This is a genomic window from Marinococcus sp. LNHM3E3-2.2 (assembly GCF_056034385.1).
The window spans coordinates 45,019-60,597 of record NZ_JBQLIC010000002.1; the positions used below are offsets into that span (position 1 = coordinate 45,019).

The 15,579-nt window shown below is 47.2% G+C and carries 17 protein-coding genes; 6 read left to right on the top strand and 11 right to left on the bottom strand.

The annotated features are described in order from the left end of the window. Window positions 1-2 precede the first annotated feature (2 nt). Window positions 3-992 carry a DNA polymerase III subunit delta' gene (gene holB / locus ACTRXF_RS02790; RefSeq protein WP_474261179.1) on the bottom strand — a complete coding sequence of 330 codons (990 nt, stop codon included), beginning with the start codon at window positions 990-992 and terminating at the stop codon, window positions 3-5. A gap of 16 nt (window positions 993-1,008) precedes the next feature. Further along, window positions 1,009-1,338 (bottom strand): cyclic-di-AMP receptor, encoded by a 330-nt coding sequence (locus ACTRXF_RS02795; protein WP_322525299.1) that lies wholly within the window; start codon window positions 1,336-1,338, stop codon window positions 1,009-1,011. A 265-nt stretch (window positions 1,339-1,603) separates the two neighbouring features. Between ACTRXF_RS02795 and ACTRXF_RS02800 the strand changes: the two genes are divergently transcribed. Next, a complete protein-coding gene (locus ACTRXF_RS02800; protein ID WP_474261180.1) occupies window positions 1,604-2,938 on the top strand; it encodes a TolB family protein in 1,335 nt (444 codons plus the stop codon). 35 nt (window positions 2,939-2,973) lie between these two features. Here the strand turns inward: ACTRXF_RS02800 and ACTRXF_RS02805 are convergent, their stop codons facing one another. The 3 genes from ACTRXF_RS02805 to ACTRXF_RS02815 all read right to left on the bottom strand — a co-directional run bounded on the left by ACTRXF_RS02805 (window position 2,974) and on the right by ACTRXF_RS02815 (window position 5,575). Then, window positions 2,974-3,399 carry a DUF948 domain-containing protein gene (locus ACTRXF_RS02805; protein WP_022792890.1) on the bottom strand — a complete coding sequence of 142 codons (426 nt, stop codon included), beginning with the start codon at window positions 3,397-3,399 and terminating at the stop codon, window positions 2,974-2,976. Between the two features lie 88 nt (window positions 3,400-3,487). After that, complete coding sequence (tmk, locus tag ACTRXF_RS02810; protein WP_474261181.1) at window positions 3,488-4,135, bottom strand: dTMP kinase; 648 nt, start codon at window positions 4,133-4,135, stop codon at window positions 3,488-3,490. 6 nt (window positions 4,136-4,141) lie between these two features. Next, a complete protein-coding gene (locus ACTRXF_RS02815) occupies window positions 4,142-5,575 on the bottom strand; it encodes an aminotransferase class I/II-fold pyridoxal phosphate-dependent enzyme (RefSeq protein WP_474261182.1) in 1,434 nt (477 codons plus the stop codon). A 121-nt stretch (window positions 5,576-5,696) separates the two neighbouring features. Between ACTRXF_RS02815 and ACTRXF_RS02820 the strand changes: the two genes are divergently transcribed. After that, complete coding sequence (locus tag ACTRXF_RS02820) at window positions 5,697-6,263, top strand: LOG family protein (RefSeq protein ID WP_474261183.1); 567 nt, start codon at window positions 5,697-5,699, stop codon at window positions 6,261-6,263. 124 nt (window positions 6,264-6,387) lie between these two features. After that, window positions 6,388-7,296: a sulfotransferase gene (locus ACTRXF_RS02825; RefSeq protein WP_474261184.1), complete on the top strand. Its 909-nt coding sequence runs from the start codon at window positions 6,388-6,390 to the stop codon at window positions 7,294-7,296. A 22-nt stretch (window positions 7,297-7,318) separates the two neighbouring features. Here the strand turns inward: ACTRXF_RS02825 and ACTRXF_RS02830 are convergent, their stop codons facing one another. Next, window positions 7,319-7,471, bottom strand: a complete 153-nt coding sequence (locus ACTRXF_RS02830; RefSeq protein WP_474261185.1) for a DUF3219 family protein — start codon at window positions 7,469-7,471, stop codon at window positions 7,319-7,321. A gap of 289 nt (window positions 7,472-7,760) precedes the next feature. Between ACTRXF_RS02830 and ACTRXF_RS02835 the strand changes: the two genes are divergently transcribed. After that, window positions 7,761-8,612, top strand: coding sequence for a YihY/virulence factor BrkB family protein (locus ACTRXF_RS02835; RefSeq protein WP_474261186.1), 852 nt, complete (start codon window positions 7,761-7,763; stop codon window positions 8,610-8,612). 116 nt (window positions 8,613-8,728) lie between these two features. Here the strand turns inward: ACTRXF_RS02835 and ACTRXF_RS02840 are convergent, their stop codons facing one another. Both ACTRXF_RS02840 and ACTRXF_RS02845 read right to left on the bottom strand, forming a co-directional pair. Then, entirely contained in the window at window positions 8,729-10,996 is a 2,268-nt protein-coding gene (locus tag ACTRXF_RS02840) for a glycosyltransferase (protein ID WP_474261187.1), read from the bottom strand. A 14-nt stretch (window positions 10,997-11,010) separates the two neighbouring features. Beyond that, window positions 11,011-11,997, bottom strand: a complete 987-nt coding sequence (locus tag ACTRXF_RS02845; protein WP_474261188.1) for an endo-1,4-beta-xylanase — start codon at window positions 11,995-11,997, stop codon at window positions 11,011-11,013. A gap of 401 nt (window positions 11,998-12,398) precedes the next feature. On the opposite strand from ACTRXF_RS02845, the gene ACTRXF_RS02850 reads away from it, so the two are divergent. Continuing rightward, window positions 12,399-13,163 carry a DeoR/GlpR family DNA-binding transcription regulator gene (locus ACTRXF_RS02850; protein WP_474261189.1) on the top strand — a complete coding sequence of 255 codons (765 nt, stop codon included), beginning with the start codon at window positions 12,399-12,401 and terminating at the stop codon, window positions 13,161-13,163. Between the two features lie 48 nt (window positions 13,164-13,211). Here the strand turns inward: ACTRXF_RS02850 and ACTRXF_RS02855 are convergent, their stop codons facing one another. From ACTRXF_RS02855 to ACTRXF_RS02865, 3 genes are all read right to left on the bottom strand, one after another. Then, window positions 13,212-14,117, bottom strand: a complete 906-nt coding sequence (locus ACTRXF_RS02855) for a Gfo/Idh/MocA family protein (protein WP_474261190.1) — start codon at window positions 14,115-14,117, stop codon at window positions 13,212-13,214. Window positions 14,118-14,236: 119 nt separating this feature from the next. Further along, window positions 14,237-14,419 (bottom strand): hypothetical protein, encoded by a 183-nt coding sequence (locus ACTRXF_RS02860; RefSeq protein WP_474261191.1) that lies wholly within the window; start codon window positions 14,417-14,419, stop codon window positions 14,237-14,239. Further along, window positions 14,416-14,700, bottom strand: a complete 285-nt coding sequence (locus tag ACTRXF_RS02865) for a hypothetical protein (RefSeq protein WP_474261192.1) — start codon at window positions 14,698-14,700, stop codon at window positions 14,416-14,418. Before ACTRXF_RS02865 ends, ACTRXF_RS02860 begins: the two co-directional genes overlap by 4 nt. Window positions 14,701-14,886: 186 nt before the next feature. On the opposite strand from ACTRXF_RS02865, the gene ACTRXF_RS02870 reads away from it, so the two are divergent. Continuing rightward, on the top strand, window positions 14,887-15,531 hold the full coding sequence (locus ACTRXF_RS02870) for a DsbA family oxidoreductase (RefSeq protein ID WP_474261193.1): 645 nt from the start codon (window positions 14,887-14,889) through the stop codon (window positions 15,529-15,531). Window positions 15,532-15,579 lie beyond the last annotated feature (48 nt).

Genomic DNA, 15,579 nt, shown 5'->3' on the forward strand with positions numbered 1-15,579 from the left:
TGTCATGATCCCTCCTGTAACTGGATCAGCAGCTGTTCCATCAGAAGCTGCGCATTCGCGTTAGCCCGGAGCCGGCGCTTTGCTTCTAAAATTGCCTGCAGTCGGGCAACGACCTCCATCTCTGAAAAACGAAGGGCTACTCGTTCCAACGTCGCTTTTTGATCGAAGTATGTGATGTCATCCGAACCGTATGTGATCGACAGGAGGTCGCGATACCAAAAAAGCAGCATATCTAAGCCGATGTCCAGTTCTTCTCTATCTGAAAAATGTACAAGCCATTTATCCTGCAGTGTCAATAGTGCACTGTGAAGGCGCTGATGCACCTCTTCCGTTAATTGTATCACTAGATTTCGGCCCTGTACAATCCACTCAGCCTGTGCTGCGTCGTTTTCACGCTCAGGGACATGAGGCAGTTTTGCAAGCAGGCCGGCCGCAATTTCCCCTGTACCTTCCCTTTCCTGAAACAAATGGCGGCGACGCTCCACGGAGGGAGGAGAAAACGCAATCTTTTGGGCGCGGGACTGAATCGTGTCCAGCAGAAAATGAGCATTCTCCGTTAATAAAATGGCGAGAGTCGGGCTTTCCGGTTCTTCGAGAAACTTCAGCAGGCTGTTGGCTGCACTGGCCGTCATACGGTCAGCGTCTTCGATAATATAAATTTTTAAACGGGCTTCCATTCCTTTATAGGTGAATTCTTTTTGAAGCATTTCCACCTGTGCTTTTTTGATTGAAGCGCCTTCCGGCTGTAAAAACATTACTTCCGAATGGTTCCCGTGCGTGATTCTTCGGCATTCCCTGCATTCTCCGCACGGCACCGGGCCGTTGTTTTCTACGCAAAAAAAGCGCTGTGCCATCAGAAGCGCTGTTTCACGCTTGCCGGCACCCGCTTTTCCTTCAAATATATAAGCATGGGCCACGCGGTCTTTGTTCATGCTTCTTTCCAACAGCGACATTACTGTAGGCTGTTCTTCCTGCATGGCTTCCCAACTCATATTAATCTCTCCGTCTTTAATATTTTTCAAACTCTTCCACGTTTAATTGAAAAACGGTCGCTCCACCGACCTGTACTTCCACAGGGTAGGGAACGTAGGAATCCGCATTTCCGCCCATAGGCGAAACAGGAGCGACGAGCTGTTCCCGGGTTTTGCAGTTTTCCTGGATGACCATTTTTACTTCATCCACCTGCTCATCTTCCACACCGATTAAAAACGTAGTGCTTCCGGCTTTCAAAAACCCGCCAGTACTCGCGAGCCTGGTCGCCTGAAAATTTGCTTCCACCAGCGCATTAGACAACCGGTTACTATCTTTATCCTGCACCACAGCCACTAACAGCTTCATGCTCCGTACCTCCTATTTCGTCCAAATCCATAATATTTATTATTTTTATTTTACTGTATATACAGTAAAAAGTGAAGCATACCAACGAAACAGCCATTTTTTGAATGCTGAATTCAATACTTAAGCCTAAGACCTTTTGATCAATATTTGGGAATAAATACACTGTAATTGAAGCTGAAAGCAAAATATGGAATACTTCAAGTAACAGTTTCCTATTTATGGCATTACCGAACCATCAGATTAACGAAGAAAGGAAGTTGGACTCATGCGCTTTCCCCGCTGGCTGATCCGGGCTGTACTTATTACCGCCGTTTTATTAATAAGTTCTACAGCTATTGGCTATTCCAAGGCAGAAAACCCTTACCGGTCCTTTGACGGAATGGGAAGCAGCTTGTCCGTCGCTCCTTCTGATGACAAATTAGCGTTCACCTATATCACGGACGGCCAGGAGAAAATATATACCTCCGCTACTGATGGCGAAAATCCCGAGCCGCTTACTGACCTAAAGCAGCCGCAATTTTCTCCTTCTTTCCATCCGCACTCGCCGGAGGATATTCTATTTTTATCGGAACAAAATGATTCAATTCGCTCTATTTATACAGCAGAGACAGAAAGCAGCCAGCATGAACGGTTAACCGGCAGTGAGCTTCATGTACGTGATGCTGCCTACTCACCGGATGGCATACTCATTTACTTTTTAGGAATGCCAGCCGACGCCTGGAAATCCGCAGACCGGAGCACAGAGGAAGGATTTAGCATTTATTCCATGCCTGCCAGCGGAGGATCTTACAAAAAGATCACCAGTGAAAGCAAATATTTAATGGGAAACATCTCTCCGGACGCTACGGGCAATATGCTTCTGTATACTTACACCGAAGGCCCCGATGATGAAATGCATGTGGGAATGAAAACCCTGAACAATAAAGTATATGAGGAGCATATCGAATTTGCGAACAACCTTCCCGGGGGGCTGTACAACCCGACAGCTTCACCGTCAGAAAGCCTCTATGCCTATACAACCAACGTTGCTTCCAGCCAGGAGCCCAACTACCAGTACGATTTGTTTTTATATGATCTTGAGGATATGCAGGCCAAAAGATTAACCGACCATGAAAATAATATTGATTCTCCTTCTTTTTTTCATCAGTCAGATGATATTGCCTACATGCATCAGAAAAACTGGCCGGAGGAGCCGGCAGAGTATGAACTGCGCATTGTGAACAGCGAATCCGGGACCGATGAAGTGGTGCCGGTTAATATGAATCAAGCCGGGGATTCGCTGCTCTCTGCAGGACTCGGAGCAGCTCAGAAAACAGTCAACGTATATGTAATTGGTTTTTTCTACACTTTGTTTGGCAGCTGGTTTATTATTGCTGCCTATAAAAAATACCGTCCGTTTCTGGTCGGAGCGGCAAGCACTGCTGTTGCCCTGGGGCTGTGGGGCTTCTGCCATTTTGGAGAGACCTCCTATCCATGGTTCGCTGCCATCTGCTCTGGACTTGTCGTTCCTCTCTTTATCTGCACAGGTGTTTTATTTCTGTTCGCCGGTATTCAATCGTACCGGCTGAACATACGCGAGTATAGAGCTTCCTCCCAGTAAAAAAGCAGCCAGGGGCGGGCCCCTGCTGCTTTTTTCTATGCTTGTTTACGGTTTTTCCATTTAGCGTACAGGTCGACTACCGTGTCGCCGATGTCACGTATTTGTGCCACCTGTTCATTTTCCTTCGTACGCTTTTGATTTTCATGAAGCGTTTCGGTAGCTACAGCACGCGTCGCTATGTGATATTTTCCTACGGCTTCTTTGGAGCCCTTGAGCGTATTCGTAAGCTCCTGGATCGTCTCCATATCCCGGTTGACGGAATCGTTAATAACCTCCAGTCGCTGGGTCAGTGTTTCCGACTCATTAATCAGGCCGTCTGTTTTCTTTTGAATCCGTTCCATTGTTTCATTGATGGTCTTCATCTGGGAAGATGCTGCTTTAACAGCCTGAACAACACCGATAACTAACCAGACAAGTGCCAAAACAATGATAGCGATACTCACATACAAAATAGCAATCATCTGTCCGGCTCCTTCCTTACTTGCGATATTTTCCTAAATGCCTTTTCCCGTTTTTATTTTATTGTATGTACTGAATTTGTATTTTTCCTCAACTTTTTACGTTCAGGTAGGCCTGTACCTTTTCCCTGCATTCTTTAATTACTTCTCCAAGCGGCTGTCCGGCATCGATTTTTTTAATACGGGCCGGGTATCTCTCCGCGAGCGTCATATACGCTTCATGTACCCTCGTATGAAAAAGCGCTGCTTCATTATCTAGGCGGTTCCATTCCCTTTCTTCGGCCCGCTGGATTCTTGCTATCCCTTCCTCAGGATCTACATCAAGCAGCAGCGTGAGATCAGGCATACGTCCTTCAATCGCAAATTCATTTACAGCTGCCACTTCATCTATGCCAAGACCCCTGGCTGCCCCCTGGTAGGCGAGGCTGCTGTCCACAAAACGATCGCAGAGCACCACAGCTCCTTCGTCCAAAGCCGGAAAAACCCGCTCCACCAGGTGTTGGCGTCTCGCTGCGGCGTATAACAGTGCCTCTGTGCGCGCATCCATCTCTGAATATTCCGGCTCGAGCACCAGACTCCGGATTTTTTCAGCAATCGGAATACCTCCGGGCTCCCGCGTTTTTAACACCTTGAATCCCTCTTCCTGCAGCCACTTTTCGAGAGCTGTAATAACCGTAGACTTTCCGGACCCTTCTCCTCCTTCCAACGTAATGAACTTGCCTTTATTCGTCTCCTGCATATGACTCTATCCTTTCTTCCTATGTTTTACTTTTACTAAAAAGCGGCTATCTTTTTGACTGCCACCCTGCAGACGCCCCCCGTTCTGCAGAAGGTCAAGGGCATAGCGAATTCTTCCGGCATCCACGTATTCTCCTTCAAGCCAGAGAGGTATACCCGGAGGATAGGGCACCAGCGGCGCTGCTGCAGTTCTTCCCTCTGCGCTTTCAAGCAGGACCCATTCTTCTTCGCCGGGTTCTTCTTCCCAGACGCCTTCGGAGAGACGGGGAAACAATTCAAACATGGAAAAGGACTGGCCCATGCTCCCGTGCCGGGGTTCAAGCCCTTCCCATACTCTCTTGACTGCATTTAATGGAATGTTGATATGTTCGCTGGTCAGGGGCAAAGTCCACAGCAGGTAGCTGCTGCCGGCAAGCTCTGAATAGATGTGCTCCTGCTCGAGAGCTTCCTGCACCTCCCATCCTGTATACCCTTCAGGCACCGGCACTATCCACTTTAACGGATCCGCATCTACGTGCTCTGGCGGCTGTATCAGCCTGCTGCCGATGACTGCTTCAAGCTGCTGCTTTTGAGCGGAAAGCTGTTCGGGGCTCCACCCCTCATGCTGTATTGTATGTACGTAGTGACGGGCCGCATCGAGTGAAGCGAGCAGCAGATATGAAGGACTGCTCGACTGCAGCACCCCCAGATAATAGGATAGACGTTCACGGGAAACCCGGGAGCCGGACACATGCAGATACGCACTCATCGTGAGAGCCGGCAGCATTTTATGCGCGGACTGGACGACCACATCCGCCCCCTGGGCGAGAGCCTCCTTCGGAAGCAGCGGGCTTGCCGCAAAGTGGGCTCCGTGGGCTTCATCCACCAGCAATACTCCTTCATGCCCGTGTACGAACTCTGCAAGAGAGGATATATCACTACTCCACCCTTCATACGAAGGAGAAGTGATGACCGCCCCTTTTAACGAGGGATAACGACTCCACGCATCCACCAGTATTTCCCGGGAAATACCGATGGAAAGCTGCGTATATTCATCGATTTCCGGCCGTGCAAATACCGCCCGGACACCGGCAAGCTTCAACGCATTCATCACCGATTTGTGAGCATCGCGCTGCACGAGCACCTCGTCTCCCGGAGAAAAGGCGGCCATCACCATCGCAAGGTTCCCCGTCGTAGAACCGTTAATTAGAAACCACGTTTTTTCGGCCCCAAACACTTCCGCCGCTAAATGCTCCGCTTCTGCAATTCCTTCTTCAGGCTGATGAAGATCATCGAGCCCGGTGATTTCTGTCAGGTCGTAAGGAAATATGTTTTTCCATTCCTGCAGCGACGCCGGGAAAACAGTGCCGTTTTTATGCCCGGGCACGTGAAAGGAGACCGGCCGGCCGGCCATATGCTGCTGCGCCATGCGAACTATAGGCTGCTCCTGTTGGCAAACCATGACAACCACTCTCCCTTTTCGCCTCTATTTTTTATCTTAACATGAAAATTTGGCTGTTCTTTCTCTTTTTTTACTCGTGCTATACTATTCAATGATTGAGATATTAAAGGAGAGATGCCTGATGAAAAGCATTGCTGTATTTTGCGGCTCCCGCCTTGGAGACGATCCTATATATAAAGATTCAGCAGCAGCTCTTGGTCGAGAAATAGCCTCCTCCGGGCGCACCCTGGTCTATGGCGGCTCCAACGTAGGAACGATGGGCCGTCTCGCAGATGCTGCGCTCGAAGCCGGCGGTGAAGTGATAGGAGTTATACCGGATAAACTCGTTGAACGGGAGATTGCCCATCCTTCCTTGAGTAAGCTTTATAAAGTATCTACGATGCATGAGCGAAAAGCCAAAATGGCCGAACTGGCTGATGGATTCATAGCGCTTCCAGGCGGGCCCGGGACCCTTGAAGAGTTTTTTGAAATGTTTACATGGGCTCAGATCGGCGTGCACCAAAAACCGTGTGCGCTTTTAAACATTCATCACTATTATGATCACCTGCTTCAATTTTTCAACCATATGGAACAGGAGCAGTTTCTCCCTGCCGACCACCGCGATAAAATTATCGTTTCTGACTCTCCGGAAGAGCTTCTTCAGCAGCTCAGCGAAAATCCGGAGCTCGAAAAGAAGTCCTACGAGTAACAGGCATAAAGCTGTGCCTGTGCTCTTTTTTTATTCATTATTACTCCAGCCGGGTAAACGTTTTGCGGAGCACCTTATTTTTCGTTATGATAATAATAATTAAACAAACTATGCGGAGGAACCTATGCGAAAAAAAGTGTTTATACATATCGGTTTTCATAAGACAGCCACTACGTTTTTACAGCAGAATGTGTATCCTAAACTAAAACAGGAAATCAAATACATACGAAAAAAGCGCATCGATCAGGAGCTGTATGATTTACGGCTGAAACGGCTGAGCGATGAAAACATTTATACCATCCGCACAAATATTGAAGCATTTATGCATCCGGACAAGCCCGTGCTTATTTCCTATGAAGGCCTCTCCGGCAGTCCATTTTCCCAAAAAAAATCAAAAAACAATCTAAAGGTGCTTGAAGACCTCCGCCGCATTTTTCCGGCAGATACGTATGATACCCATATTATCGTCGGTGTACGGGATCAAATTGACCTGCTGACCTCTCTCTACGTTCAATATCTCCATCAGGGCGGGTACAAGAGCGCCAAGGCTTTGTTTAAAGACTGGGAGGACCATGGCATTCTGGATCATTATCACTATTACCGCTATCTCCAAAAAATAGAAGAGCTTTTCGGCCCGGATAACTATTACCTGCTGCAGTATGAAAACTTCCGCAATGATGAATACGGTCAAATTTTGCAGCTGCTTCAGTATATGGGCATCGATCGTGTGCCAAAATACAACCGCTCAAAGCTGAACCGCAGCTACGGAGTCATGCAGGCGGTAATCGCCCGCAAGTTGAATTATTTCTTTAAAACACCGCTGAATCCAAATGGTAAAATTCCCATTGTCGACATACCGAAGATTGGTATTGTATCCCCGCGGCGGCTGCTGCAGAATAACGCGAGCTTTGCCCTTCATTATAAAAGGTACTCGCTCCCTGTGAATCTTCAAAAAGTGCTGCAGCTGAAATACCAGAAAGATAATGAAAAGCTTGCCGAAGCCTATCACATTAAGGATTATTCCAAAAGCTAACCGAAGAGCCCAGGCTCTTCGGTTATTTTTCAATCAGGGCGAGCGTATAGCGGCTTTTGCTCCCAGGTTCATAAAGATTCACCGTATCTGTGGAATACTGCAAAATCTCCGCCCGAAATGGTTCTGCTGCCCCCACCTGCACACTAAAGTCATTTTCGTACAATAATACCGTCACATCGTGCTACTCCTCATGAGTAACCTGAAACGTAAATTCAACGATCCGTTTTCCCTCTTCCGTGCGATCGTTTCTTAACAATGTCTCTTCCTGAAACGCACGGCTATTAATATAAATCATTTTTTTCCTCCTTTTGTTCTCTGCTTCATTCTGCCCTATAAAACCTTCCGTTACAATAATTACGTCCAGTTCTTCCCCCGCCAGTTTAAGCCAGCCCTCCTGGTGGTACGGTAAGGAAAGGCTTTGTATAACTACGTATCGCCAAGCTGCAAAGAGAGGGGTAAAACATATGAATACCATCAAATCCTATGCCAAAGAACTCATGGGCGAATTTAAAAAGGACGATGTCCCGTTACTAGCCGCCGCCCAATCCTACTATTACCTGCTTTCCATTTTTCCAATGATGATTTTAATACTTACCATTCTCCCCCTTCTTAATATTGATTCCCAGGCCGTCGTCACGCTTGTGCAGAATACGGCCCCAAGCGGCATGACCTCTGTGCTCGAGGAAAACATTCTGAGTATCGTTGAAACCCCGAGGGGCGGACTTTTCACCATCGGCCTGATCGGCGCATTGTGGTCGGCTTCAAATGGGATCAACGCCTTCATTAATGCCTCTAACACTGCATATGATATCGAAGAAACGCGCTCCTTCATTAAAGTCCGGGGCCTTTCCATTGCGCTGACGCTCGGCATGATTATTGCACTTGCTGCCGCTCTTATTCTCCCTATATTCGGCAACCTGATCATTGATTTTATCAGCTCTGTCGTCAGCCTCCCGCCTCAGACCGAGCTGCTTTTTCAAATTCTCCGGTGGGTCGTCGCCCTGACTATAATGTCTGCTGTGCTTCTCGTACTGTATCGTTTTGCTCCAAACAAAAAATTGAAATGGAAGGAGATTCTGCCGGGCGCTATCACAGCCGCGGTGCTGTGGCAGCTGATATCTCTCGCTTTTTCCTTTTATGTCAGCAACTTCGGCAACTACTCTGCCACCTACGGAAGCCTTGGAGGTATTATTATTCTAATGCTTTGGTTCTTCCTGACCGGCATGATTTTAATGATCGGTGCTGAACTGAACGTTATTTATCACCGCCGGCGCGGGAAATCCTCCACCACGTCCGCTTCCACAGAAGAAACGTGAGCCGTGCTGCCCCCGGAGCAGTCCGTTTTTTCTTTTCAAGGCCTATCCTTTCAGCTTCGGGTCAAAAATAATAAAAGGAAGGCCCCTATCGCGGGAGCCTTCCTTTTTTGCGTTACTCAACTGGTTCCTGTCGACTGACTGCTGCTGCTTTCCTGTAAAAACTGCATTCCTACCCACGTTTTACGGCCCCGCTGCTGAATCCACTGGGTACGCGCGTAGTTATCTGGAAAATGATCCTCCCTCCCGGAAATATAGACTATATCTCCCGGCTGAATGCTTTTGACGTTTTTCACCTGCACCCGGCAGCCGCTCATGCTGTAGTCCTTAACTACCGCTTCATAAATAACGTTGTTTACTTTTACAGTTGCCGACATATTCACCTGTTCCCGGACAGCCATCCGTTTTGCCTGGGCCGGCTGTTTTTCCGTGCCTCTGAAAAACTTCAGAAAGGCTCTTCCAAGCGAAGAACGCTCGTAAATACGTTTCGTATAAATATCGGTCATTTCCAAAAACATGACCTGGATTAAACTCCGGTACTGTTCCAAGGTCACATTTTGAAATTTACCTCCGGCAGCAGCCATGGCCTCTGCCTCGCCGCCCACCCACAGCTTATGCACGTGGAGGCGGTTAATCGGGCCGGCGCTGAGCGTAAAGTGTTCTTCATGTGAAAGCCAGGATTTTGCTTCCGGGTGTGCTACTTCAAAACGCACCCCGGTTTCACTAAGATCCAGCACCTTGCACGGAAGCGTTCTCCCCCCGGCTGACACAGTACCTTCCAGGTCTACTTTGTGCCGTTCAGCTCCGCGAAAACGCGGACGCTCCACTGAAACCATTAATGCCAGTACAAGAGCTACAGCGTTATAAAGGATCCAGAAAATATTAATGTACAGTACGTCTTCGTTTTGAAAAAATGTTAGAGACGTGGCGAAATGCAGCACCACTCTCGCCAGTGCGATAAAGGTGAGCGCAAGCAGCACCAAATACGGAATACTGACCCTCCACAAAAACTGACGGCGGTCATTTTGGATCCCCTTGGCTGTGACATTAAACTTGATGTTTTTCCGCATAAACGCTTCCGTAATTACCGAGACTGCCATGTACGGGGCCATGGCTACTTCATAAACATGGCTCCAGAGCACGGTCCGTTTTTGGTCGGACATTAACCGGAAGGCCAGCTGGGATGAAAGAAAGGCCGGCAGCCAGTAAAGCACAAGCGTTTCAAAATCTGCGTTCAGGCTGTAAATCGAAAAAATCAAAAACAACAGCGGTGCCAGCAGGAAAATCATTTTATAAACGCCGAAGAACCAGTAGTTGATACCATCCATATACAGCAGCCGCTGCATAAAGGAGAGGCCTTTGATTTTCATGGGATTCCATTTCCGGGTGACCTGAATATTGCCCCGGCACCAGCGGTCTCTCTGTTTTAAAAGGTCGGCATATGTTTCCGGTGCGAGCCCGACGGCGAGGGTTTCGTTTACAAATACCGTCTTTTGATCCCCGGTTTGAAGCAGCATTCCAGTCGCCATATCTTCAGTAATCACTCCAGTGGCAAATCCACCGATATCCTCGAGCGATTTTCTGCGGAACAGGGCGTTACTGCCCACATACATAGTAGCGTTAAAGCGGTCTTTTCCTTCTTCAAGCCGACGCATGAAAAAATCCTGCTCGTTAGTGATGTTGTCTTCAAAAAACAAATTGTACTGAAAAGGATCTGCATTATAAAATACCTGCGGTGCCTGGACGAACGAAACTTTTTCGTCCGTGAACTGTCCGACGGTGCGCTCGAGGAATTCGGCTTTCGGCACCATGTCAGCATCCATCGTAACGACTATTTCTCCGTCGGTTTTTGTTAACGCATCATTCAAATTGCCAGCCTTGGCGTGTTCGTTGCCGGGACGGGAAATGTAGCCTACACCTAGGCTTTCTGCAAGACGGCGCACAGACTCTCTTTTTCCGTCATCGCAGACGTACACCCTAAGCAGCTCTTCAGGATAGCGCATCATTGTGCATGCAGTCATGGTTCGCTTCAGAAGATCTTCCGGTTCGTTGTATGTGGCGATAAACACATCGACTGTAGGCAGGCTTTCCAGCTCTGAGAGCGGAATATGTTTTCGTTTGAATGGTTTCCAGGATAAAATCGTAAACATGATTGCCTGGAAATAGCCCATTATTTCTGTGGCCAACAGCAGGATTCCTGCGATAAAGCTGATGATGCCCAGTGTAGGAATCGTTTCGGCCGCTCTCCAGAAAAGATAGACAGCATTGACGATAAGAAAAAGGGAGAGCAGTATGTGCCGGGACCATGTCCATTTTTTTGCTGAAAAATACAGCAGCATTAGTACAATTATCTCTGCTGCTACAATATACCAGAATGTGTCATTCATGTCCTGCCCTCCTGTCAAAGTATATGGTTAAAAATAAATGTTCGTTTCATGCGGTCATATGCAGGCTTCACTTCCCAGCTGCTGTCAAACAGCAGCGGCTCCCCGCTTTCTGATTCCTGCTCGGTGACCCAGCTTTCTGCATCACCAACTCCCCAGACGGTAAGGCCGCTGCAGGACTCCTCTTCCATACAGATGCTCGTTACATCTGCATAAATATCTGCCTGCCTCTCCAGACGTTCCTCTCGGGGAGTATCCAGATTTTGCAGCTTTACATCCATTTCAGTTACAGCAGTCTCAAAACCAGCCGTTCCCCAACGCTTAAAATTCTCCTGCATCTTTTCCCGGGAAAATCTCGGATCGGCAGCATCAATATGGGTCTGCATGCCAATACCATCAATCGGTACGCCCTCGTTTTTCCAGCTGTTTAAGGCTTCAAACATAGCATCCGTTTTTTCATTTTTCATTTCATTTCCGTAATCATTGTAGTAGAGCTTTGCTTCGGGAGCCGCTTCGCGTGCCCATTCGAAGGCAAGAGGAATATATTCCGGCCCTATGTACTCCAACCAGATTGTTTCTTTGTAGCTTCCGTCGTCGTTCCAGGCTTCGTTAACGACGTCCCATTCCTGTACGCGTCCGCTGTAGTGTCCGGCCATTGTCTGCACGTGGTCCTTCAGCACTGCTTTAGCGCTTTGTTCATCTACTACCTCTTCATGAACCCAACCAGGAAGCGCTTCGCCCCATACCAGCGGGTGACCCCGGACCTTCATATCATTTTGTTCAGCAGTCTCTACAATTTCATCTGCTTTTTGAAAGCTGTAATTGCCCGGTTCAGGCTGTACGGCTTCCATCTTCATCTCGTTTTCCACCGTGACACTGCTGAATTCTTCAACGAGCAGATCTTTATACTTTTCATTGTCTGAAAGCGGATCCCAGCGCACCGAAGCACCTATATAGTGCCCGGAATTCTCCGCGTTTGTACCAAGTGAAGCGTTTGATTTCACTGCAAACCACCCTCCTGCCCCTGCCATAAGTAAGATCAGAAGCCCGGCTGTTACAAAAAAGACCTTCTTCAAAACAGCATTTTCTCCTTTTGTGCATTGTCATTATAAAGGCTGAATTTATAACTTTTTTTTCCAATTACGTATGTATTTATACTTAATGATATCATTATTTCGATGCGTTAAGAAGCTTTAACCCACACTTTTCCATTGATAATTTCCATCTGTTTCTATATCCGTAAATTTAAAACGGGAAGCAAATTATGTTGAACTGCGAAGCTTTTATGTATAAAAACTCTTTGTTTTTAAAGATTTTTGCTTAAAAAACCTGTATTCCTGCCTGATTTATGCTTATAGTGTAACTAGTAAAATTAAGACTGCAGTTGTAATAAGGAGGACCATATATGCTCGCTTTTGAACGAAGAGAAAAGATTCTATCCACCCTCTACAGTGATAAAAAAGTATTCGTCGCTCCCCTCGCTTCAACGTTTAACGTTACTGAGGAAACGATTCGCCGTGACCTGGAAAAGCTTGAACGTGAAGGCATTGTTACCCGTAATTACGGAGGAGCCACGCTCAATGAACGCACGAGTGAAGACCTTCCATACCAGACAAGAAATACGATTAATCTGGAAGAAAAAAGAATCATTGCGCAGCTCGCTCCGCCGCTTATCAAGGACGGCTCTTCCATTATGGCCGACACGAGTTCCACGGTCTATGAAGCACTGCAGGTGCTTCAGCAGTCCAAGGATCATCTCACCATTATTACAAACAGCGTATCTATTCTTCAGGACTTTGCATTTTCATCCTTTGACGTGTTTTCTACCGGAGGAAGCCTTCGGAAAAACTCGCGCTCTCTGGTGGGGCCTTCAGCCATTCGTTCAGTACAGCAGTACAACGTAGATGCAGCTGTTGTCAGCTGTAAAGGTATTTCCATGACGCAGGGCATCATGGATACGAATGAGCCGGAAGCTGATTTAAAACAGTACATGCAGAATCAGGCCCGGCAGGTTATTCTGCTTGTTGACCATACAAAGTTCGGAGCTGTCTCCCTGGTCAAAACATTTCCTTTTGAGCAGGTGGATTGCCTGGTAACCAACAAAAAACCAACGGATGAGTGGCTCGATTTTTTCGGGCAGCATGATATCAATGTTATTTTTCCTTCATAATAAAGCTCTGTCTCTCTGCTGTGGCTGCAGGGATGACAGAGCTTTGATTTAAGAGCTGGTAAGGTGCTGCACAACATCTTCAGCCATTTGATGGGTTTCCCAGGCCTGTTCATACATATATTCCGGTATAATGTCCTGTTCCACAAAGGCCAGAAAGGTTGTAATAATAGTTTCAAAGCCGCGCTTTTTCAGCGTGGATTCCCAGTCGTTTTCTCCCTGGTGCCAAATGTCTTTATTTTTATGCACACTGACATCCCGGACATTACTTACCGTCAGCGTCTGCTCCTGGTTCATCACGTCTACACGTTCCAGGGAGGTGCCGGCTTCGCGGTTCATAATACCGAGCGCTGTCACATTTGGTGACTCAAGCTGAAGCGTCACATGGTGCAAGAGATCATATTCTCCTTTACCGCTCACCGTCATGTTCTCAATTGTTTCTGGGAACAAATACAAAATCGTATCAATCACATGAATAAAGTCGTCAAACACAAACGTGCGTGCATCCACTGCCTGATGACCCCGATGCTTTTGAACGATAATCATATTCGTGTCCTCTGCTTCCATCAGCTTTTGATAGGAAGGTGCATGCCGGCGGTTAAAGCCTGTCATTAACAGCAGCCGCTTCTCCTTGGCTTTGGTAAGCAGCCGCTGGGCAGATTCGGCGTGGTACGTAATAGGCTTGTCCACATACACATGGATGCCCATGTCGAGCAGCGCATCAATAATAGGCTCATGCGCTACGGTCGCTGTATGCACAAATGCTGCTTTCATACCGCAGCTCAGCCACTCGTCCATCTGCTGATACGTGTGAGGTATCGTATACGTATCAGCAATTTCTTTTAACGTGTCCGGGTTTCTTGTATACACGTGCAGTTCTACATCTTTTAAGTTGCTTAAAATGGGGAGATACGCTTTTTTCGCAATGTCCCCGATGCCAATCATTCCTATTTTCATGGTGTCCCCTCCCGGGCCTGAGTTCATCAAGATAACGGTTTCAAAACCAACAGAACAATTTTGAATACCTTCTTTTCTCAGAATACCATAAATTGTTTCTTCACCGTTTTTCCAGCAGATTATTTATAGTAATTTTCTTTCTGTTCTGCTATTTTCTGTACTTCAGCACGAATTTGCTGGTACGCAAGCCGTCCGCCCAGACAAAGCAGATCATCTTCTTTGCTGTAGGGTGTGCGGCTGGTTAAATGATCAATCTGTTTGTCCAGATAAGCGGAGAGCATAGCGAGTTCTTCGTTTTTCACAACTCTTCCCACCCTTTTTGTACGGAAAGAATCCGGTCAAAGGAAATATTATAATAACTGCCCTGCTCGTCCTTCCAGTGAATAAGCCGCTTAATGTGATCAATATACGTACACGTCCCTGTCGTTTCTATATCATTTTCTTCGTTTTTCCAGTGCAGTTTCAATTCATGCTTTTCTGCCCAGGCTTTACGGAGAAGGCGTTCCTTCTGTTTCCAGTCCTCCGTTTCTTTTTCCCATTCCGCCGCTATCATGCGGGCGATTGTTTTTTGTTCTTCATTCATCAGCCTCACATCCCTTCAAAGAGAAGTATATTACTTCCATTATACAAGAACGTACGTTCGAGAAAAGGATATTTTTTTCCTGGTTTTCTAACTGAACAGAAAAAACCGCTCTCTGTAAGCATTTCTGTAGGCAGAAAAAAATTTTTTCTTCATACTGGATATAGCGTATTTTAAAGGAGGAAAAGCATGCAGGTAGATATTTGGTTTGATGTAATGTGCCCGTTTTGCTATTTAGGAAAACGGCGCTTTGAGACCGCTTTGGAAAACATGTCTTTCAGGCACCAGGTGCAGGTGGTCTATCACAGCTTTCAGCTGAACCCGGAGATGCCAAAAAATCCGGCTTCGGACATTCATACCTTTCTCTCTGAACAAAAAGGCATGGACCGGGAGCAGGTGCTTGCGTTTCACCGGCAGCTCACCGATCAGGCGAAGGATATTGGTTTGGAATACAACATGGACACAGCAGTACCGGCTAATTCCTTCGACGCCCACCGGCTGTTGCAGTTCGCCACAGAACGCGGTAAAAACAACCGCATGACTGAGCGCCTTCTGCGCGCATATTTTACCGAATCCAAAAACATTGCAGATATCGACACCCTTGCCGCACTCGCAGGAGATGTCGGCCTTGTGGAGGAGGAAACGAAAGAGCTGCTCGAGCTGGATGCCTACACCCCCAGCGTACAGAAAGATTTACAGGAAGCTTCCTATATAGGAATTGACGGAGTTCCTTTTTATGTATTCGATGAAACGTACACCCTCTCCGGTGCCCAGCCGGCAGAAACATTTGAACAGGCACTGCAGCAGGTTTGGGATGAAAAGCAGCAGGCATAGCAGGAGAAGCTCTTCCTTTCCGGAAGGGCTTTTCGTATAAAGATAGGA

Bases quoted from the DNA above. Each gene is read 5' to 3' on its own strand.
- holB (WP_474261179.1), bottom strand. From the start codon at position 992: ATGAGTTGGGAAGCCATGCAGGAAGAACAGCCTACAGTAATGTCGCTG.
- ACTRXF_RS02795 (WP_322525299.1), bottom strand. From the start codon at position 1,338: ATGAAGCTGTTAGTGGCTGTGGTGCAGGATAAAGATAGTAACCGGTTG.
- ACTRXF_RS02800 (WP_474261180.1), top strand. From the start codon at position 1,604: ATGCGCTTTCCCCGCTGGCTGATCCGGGCTGTACTTATTACCGCCGTT.
- ACTRXF_RS02805 (WP_022792890.1), bottom strand. From the start codon at position 3,399: ATGATTGCTATTTTGTATGTGAGTATCGCTATCATTGTTTTGGCACTT.
- tmk (WP_474261181.1), bottom strand. From the start codon at position 4,135: ATGCAGGAGACGAATAAAGGCAAGTTCATTACGTTGGAAGGAGGAGAA.
- ACTRXF_RS02815 (WP_474261182.1), bottom strand. From the start codon at position 5,575: ATGGTTTGCCAACAGGAGCAGCCTATAGTTCGCATGGCGCAGCAGCAT.
- ACTRXF_RS02820 (WP_474261183.1), top strand. From the start codon at position 5,697: ATGAAAAGCATTGCTGTATTTTGCGGCTCCCGCCTTGGAGACGATCCT.
- ACTRXF_RS02825 (WP_474261184.1), top strand. From the start codon at position 6,388: ATGCGAAAAAAAGTGTTTATACATATCGGTTTTCATAAGACAGCCACT.
- ACTRXF_RS02835 (WP_474261186.1), top strand. From the start codon at position 7,761: ATGAATACCATCAAATCCTATGCCAAAGAACTCATGGGCGAATTTAAA.
- ACTRXF_RS02840 (WP_474261187.1), bottom strand. From the start codon at position 10,996: ATGAATGACACATTCTGGTATATTGTAGCAGCAGAGATAATTGTACTA.
- ACTRXF_RS02850 (WP_474261189.1), top strand. From the start codon at position 12,399: ATGCTCGCTTTTGAACGAAGAGAAAAGATTCTATCCACCCTCTACAGT.
- ACTRXF_RS02855 (WP_474261190.1), bottom strand. From the start codon at position 14,117: ATGAAAATAGGAATGATTGGCATCGGGGACATTGCGAAAAAAGCGTAT.
- ACTRXF_RS02865 (WP_474261192.1), bottom strand. From the start codon at position 14,700: ATGAATGAAGAACAAAAAACAATCGCCCGCATGATAGCGGCGGAATGG.
- ACTRXF_RS02870 (WP_474261193.1), top strand. From the start codon at position 14,887: ATGCAGGTAGATATTTGGTTTGATGTAATGTGCCCGTTTTGCTATTTA.